This is a genomic window from Burkholderia sp. ABCPW 11 (assembly GCF_001523445.1).
Lineage (GTDB): Bacteria > Pseudomonadota > Gammaproteobacteria > Burkholderiales > Burkholderiaceae > Burkholderia.
Genome location: NZ_LOVM01000016.1, coordinates 1 through 4,050, shown reverse-complemented (window position 1 = coordinate 4,050; position 4,050 = coordinate 1). Strand labels below are relative to the sequence as shown.

6 protein-coding genes and 1 rRNA gene are annotated in these 4,050 nt (G+C 61.1%); 5 read left to right on the top strand and 2 right to left on the bottom strand.

Going from position 1 to position 4,050, the window contains the following annotated elements; genetic code table 11:
• The first annotated feature begins 244 nt into the window (after positions 1 to 244).
• The 4 genes from rrf (at position 245) to WS61_RS07050 (ending at position 1,853) form a co-directional block, all read left to right on the top strand.
• A 5S ribosomal RNA gene (rrf, locus tag WS61_RS07060) occupies positions 245 to 357 on the top strand.
• Positions 358 to 615: 258 nt separating this feature from the next.
• The gene (gene cueR / locus WS61_RS07055; protein WP_059499818.1) at positions 616 to 1,020 is read left to right on the top strand and encodes a Cu(I)-responsive transcriptional regulator; all 405 of its coding nucleotides are present in this window, start codon (positions 616 to 618) and stop codon (positions 1,018 to 1,020) included.
• A 215-nt stretch (positions 1,021 to 1,235) separates the two neighbouring features.
• A complete protein-coding gene (locus WS61_RS32805) occupies positions 1,236 to 1,382 on the top strand; it encodes a DUF3563 family protein (protein WP_006478295.1) in 147 nt (48 codons plus the stop codon).
• Positions 1,383 to 1,496: 114 nt separating this feature from the next.
• Positions 1,497 to 1,853, top strand: a complete 357-nt coding sequence (locus tag WS61_RS07050; RefSeq protein WP_179949350.1) for a hypothetical protein — start codon at positions 1,497 to 1,499, stop codon at positions 1,851 to 1,853.
• Between the two features lie 15 nt (positions 1,854 to 1,868).
• On the opposite strand, the gene WS61_RS07045 is transcribed toward WS61_RS07050, so the two are convergent.
• Positions 1,869 to 2,714, bottom strand: a complete 846-nt coding sequence (locus tag WS61_RS07045; RefSeq protein WP_059499817.1) for a 23S rRNA (adenine(2030)-N(6))-methyltransferase RlmJ — start codon at positions 2,712 to 2,714, stop codon at positions 1,869 to 1,871.
• Between the two features lie 105 nt (positions 2,715 to 2,819).
• Positions 2,820 to 3,791 carry an aldo/keto reductase gene (locus WS61_RS07040; protein ID WP_059499816.1) on the bottom strand — a complete coding sequence of 324 codons (972 nt, stop codon included), beginning with the start codon at positions 3,789 to 3,791 and terminating at the stop codon, positions 2,820 to 2,822.
• A gap of 164 nt (positions 3,792 to 3,955) precedes the next feature.
• Between WS61_RS07040 and WS61_RS32800 the strand changes: the two genes are divergently transcribed.
• The coding region (locus WS61_RS32800; protein WP_124496677.1) for an SDR family NAD(P)-dependent oxidoreductase at positions 3,956 to 4,050 on the top strand (95 nt) is incomplete at its 3' end.

Sequence of the window (4,050 nt, the reverse complement as noted above, 5' to 3'; positions counted from 1 at the left end):
GGTGTGTAAGCGCAGTAATGCGTTCAGCTAACCGATACTAATTGCCCGTAAGGCTTGATCCTATAACAAGTCTGTCTCGATGCCCGTTAGCGCTTTAGCGCTTACGGACATCGAGCGTCGAGTGCAAGGCACTCGACGTACGACGGTTGAAGTACCGCATACGTGTGAGATACAGCTCACAACCCAAAATTACTGCTTCTTCCAAGATTGGTTGCGCTGCGAAGCAACGCAACAACCCTCTTTGCCTGATGACCATAGCGAGTCGGTCCCACCCCTTCCCATCCCGAACAGGACCGTGAAACGACTCTACGCCGATGATAGTGCGGATTCCCGTGTGAAAGTAGGTAATCGTCAGGCTCCCCTCAAGACAGAAACCCCCGCCCGATCAGGCGGGGGTTTTTGCATTGGTGCGCCTAGAAAAAGCACGCGGTGATGCGCGCTCATTCCTCGTAATCCAACCGCGAGCGCGCCAGATCGGTCATCTGCGTTCCTGCTGCGTGCCAAGCCCTCCCTCGGAACGAAACCCCGTGATTTGATACGATCGAAGTGTCGTCGACGCGAGTATCCGTCGACGTTCGTGTTCGAAAACCTGGATTTGATGAAGAGGGCGGAGGAATGAATATCGGCGACGCGTCGCGCGAATCCGGAGTCAGCGCGAAGATGATCCGGTACTACGAACAAGTCGGCCTTCTTGCGCCGAGCAAGCGTAGCGATGCCGGCTACCGGATCTACGGTGCGGACGAAATTCATATCTTGCGGTTCATCCGCCAGGCGAGACGACTCGGCTTTCTCGTCGAGGACATTCGCAAGCTGCTGATGCTCTGGCAGGATCGCTCCCGCGCCAGCGCCGAAGTGAAATCGATCGCTCTTGAGCACGTGGCCGAACTCGACAAACGCATCGCGGAGCTGAGCGACATGCGCGACACATTGGTCGATCTGGCCGCGCACTGCCATGGTGACGGGCGGCCCGAATGCCCGATTTTGGCGCGCCTGGCCGACCCCGTCGGTGAACCAAATTAGTGCAGGCCTTCGAGTCTCAAAACGGGCTCAAACTCAACATCATTAAAAATCAATAAGTTATGGACGGCGTGGCTGTCTCTATTCCGAATTGGAATGGTCTCCATGCGAGTATTTCACTAGCATCTTGGTGCGGCATCGCTATAATTCGGGATAACCCTATACGGGAAATCCCTGAATTTCGATTCACCAGGGGTCCCTCTTCCTTGGAGAACGTCATGATCGCCTACATCGTCGAAAAGCTGAGCAACTGGTTCGAATCCGCAGAACGTGAGCGCCGTGAGGCCTACCTCGCCACGTCGTCGGACATCGTCCAGCTCGAGAGCCGCATCCGCTCGCTCGAAACCAACGGCTACTCGCTGTAATCGGAGTCACCGTCAGGTGCCGAGCGGCACCGAACGACAAGCAAGCCCCGTATTGACGGGGCTTTGTTTTTTTGTGCGCCGGATCTGGCGAAATCGTCGGCGCAGCGCTATGGTATGGACCTGCTTTTCATCCTGAAGGACACGATCATGCGTTTGCGTGTCGATGTGCGTCGTAGTGCTCGCGCGCGTCTCGTTCTGGGCGCGGCCGTGCTCGTTCATGGCCTCGCGGCCGGTGCCGCGACGTCGTCCAGGCCGCTCGTTCTCGATACGCAGCGCGGCATCCAGGACGGCAAGGGCGGGTTGGTGTTGCAGACGGCACCGTTGTCGTCGGAGCCGATCGTCGAGCCCGCAGGCATGCGGGCCCCGGCCGGGCAGGCGCCGAACACGTCGGTTCCGCTGTTCGTCGCGCCGTATATCAATGTTCCCGCTTGGAGCGGGCAGCCGAGGCTCGCGCCGAGACCGCAGCCCTAACGACCAGTCGCCCGATCAGTTTCCGCGGTGCTCGATCTGACAGCGGGCACCGCTATCCTGTCCCAGCATCTCGACCAGGTAGGGCAGTACCTCTTTCATGCTCTGAGCGAGCGTATACGGCGGATTCAGGATGAACATCCCGCTGCCGTAGAGGCCCAGTCCGTCGGTCGGCGGATTCGATATCGTCAGCGTCAGGTGCAGCCAGTTGTTCGGTTGAAGGCGCTTCAACTGTTCGGGAAAGCGCTGCGATTCCAGCCGCGTGACCTGCGGGTACCAGATTGCATAGCAGCCGGTCGCGAAACGCTTCAGGCATTCCGTCATGCAACTCACCACGCGGGCGTAATCCTTCTTGTCCTCGTAGGACGGATCGATCAGTACGAGTGCACGTCGCGGCGGCGGCGGCAGCAGCGCCTTGATACCTTCGAAGCCGTCGCCGGCGAAGATCATCGCGCGTCGCCCCGCGTCGCGGAAATTGTGGCGCAGCACATCGATTTCCGTCGTGTGCATTTCGAACAGGCGCATCCGATCCTGCTCGCGCATCGACCGCCATGCGATGTACGGGGAGCCGGGATAGAAGTGCAGTTCGCCGTCGGCGTTCAGCGCGCGGACTTCATCCACGTAGTCGCCCAGCGCCTCAGGCAGGTTCTTTTCGTTCCACAGCCGGCCGATGCCGGTATCGAATTCCGACGTCTTCGCTGCATAACCGTCGCGCAGCGAGTACACGCCGGCACCTGCGTGCGTATCGATGTACCAGTACGATTTGTCTTTCTTGTTCAGGTAGCGCAGCAGCTGGACGACGACGGCGTGCTTGAGCACGTCCGCGTGGTTGCCTGCGTGAAAACCGTGACGATAACTGAGCATGGCGGGCTGCCTGAAACGAAAGGTGAATCGATGAAAGCGGATCGCGCGCGGCCGTCGGGCCGGGCGCCGAGGCCGCGTATTGTACGCGAGTGGCCGTGAGTCGCCTTACTCGTATGCGTCGCCGACCACCGCCTCGATGCGTTGCTTCACATCCGGCGTCAGCCTCGCGGCAACGTCGAGCGCGCGCATGTTGTCGCCGATCTGGTCCACCCGTGATGCGCCCGTGATGACCGAACTCACGCGCGGATTCGCGAGCACCCATGCGATTGCCAATTGGCCGGTACTGCAGCCGAGTTCGGCTGCAATCTCACCGAGCCGTTCGACGATGTCGTTGGCGCCTCGATCGGTCAGGCGTTCGCGCATCCAGTCGTAGCCCTGCAACTGCGCACGGCTGCCGGCCGGCACGCCGTTGCGGTACTTGCCGGTGAGCAGTCCCGACGCCAGCGGGCTCCAGGTCGTGAGGCCGAGACCGTAATCGTCGTAGAGCCGCGCATATTCCTGTTCGACCCGGGTACGGTGGAACAGGTTGTACTGCGGCTGCTCGACGACCGGCTTGTGCAGATGATGCCGCTCGGCGATCTCGCACGCCGCGCGGATCTCGTCGGCGCTCCATTCCGACGTGCCCCAGTACAGCGCCTTGCCGCGCACGATCATGTCGCTCATCGCCCACACGGTTTCCTCGATCGGCGTATGCGGATCGGGCCGATGGCAATAGACGAGGTCGACATAGTCGAGCTGCAGCCGGCGCAGCGAGCCGTCGATCGCGTTCAGCAGGTATTTCCGGTTCAGCGTGTGGTACTGGTTCGGGGCTTCCGCGAGCCCCCAGAAGAACTTCGTGGACACGATATAGCTGATGCGCGGCCAGTCGAGCGACTTGAGCGCGTGGCCCATGATTTCCTCGGACTTGCCGCCGGCGTAGACTTCGGCGTTGTCGAAGAAATTGACGCCCGCATCGCGGGCCGCGGCGAGGCATTCGCGCGCGACCCGCTGGTCGACCTGATTGCCGTACGTCACCCACGAACCGAGGGAAAGCTCGCTGATCTGCAGGCCGGAGCGGCCTAGCCGTCGATAGTGCATGAGAACCTCCTGTCGAACGGAATCGACCTTAAGCTTAGACGTTTTGCGCGCGAACGGCGGGGCCGATCGTGCACAATGACGGCTGGCACGCCGATACGATTTCGCGATGAGCGCGGATACGGCGGGCGCGTGTTTTATCGATCCGACAACGGGAGGAGACGGACATGGCAGCAGATCTGAGCGGCAAGACCGCAGTCGTCACGGGCGCCGCGAGCGGCATCGGCAAGGAAATCGCGCTGGAGCTGGCCAAGGCAGGCGC

Bases quoted from the DNA above. Each gene is read 5' to 3' on its own strand.
- cueR (WP_059499818.1), top strand. From the start codon at position 616: ATGAATATCGGCGACGCGTCGCGCGAATCCGGAGTCAGCGCGAAGATG.
- WS61_RS32805 (WP_006478295.1), top strand. From the start codon at position 1,236: ATGATCGCCTACATCGTCGAAAAGCTGAGCAACTGGTTCGAATCCGCA.
- WS61_RS07050 (WP_179949350.1), top strand. From the start codon at position 1,497: ATGGACCTGCTTTTCATCCTGAAGGACACGATCATGCGTTTGCGTGTC.
- WS61_RS07045 (WP_059499817.1), bottom strand. From the start codon at position 2,714: ATGCTCAGTTATCGTCACGGTTTTCACGCAGGCAACCACGCGGACGTG.
- WS61_RS07040 (WP_059499816.1), bottom strand. From the start codon at position 3,791: ATGCACTATCGACGGCTAGGCCGCTCCGGCCTGCAGATCAGCGAGCTT.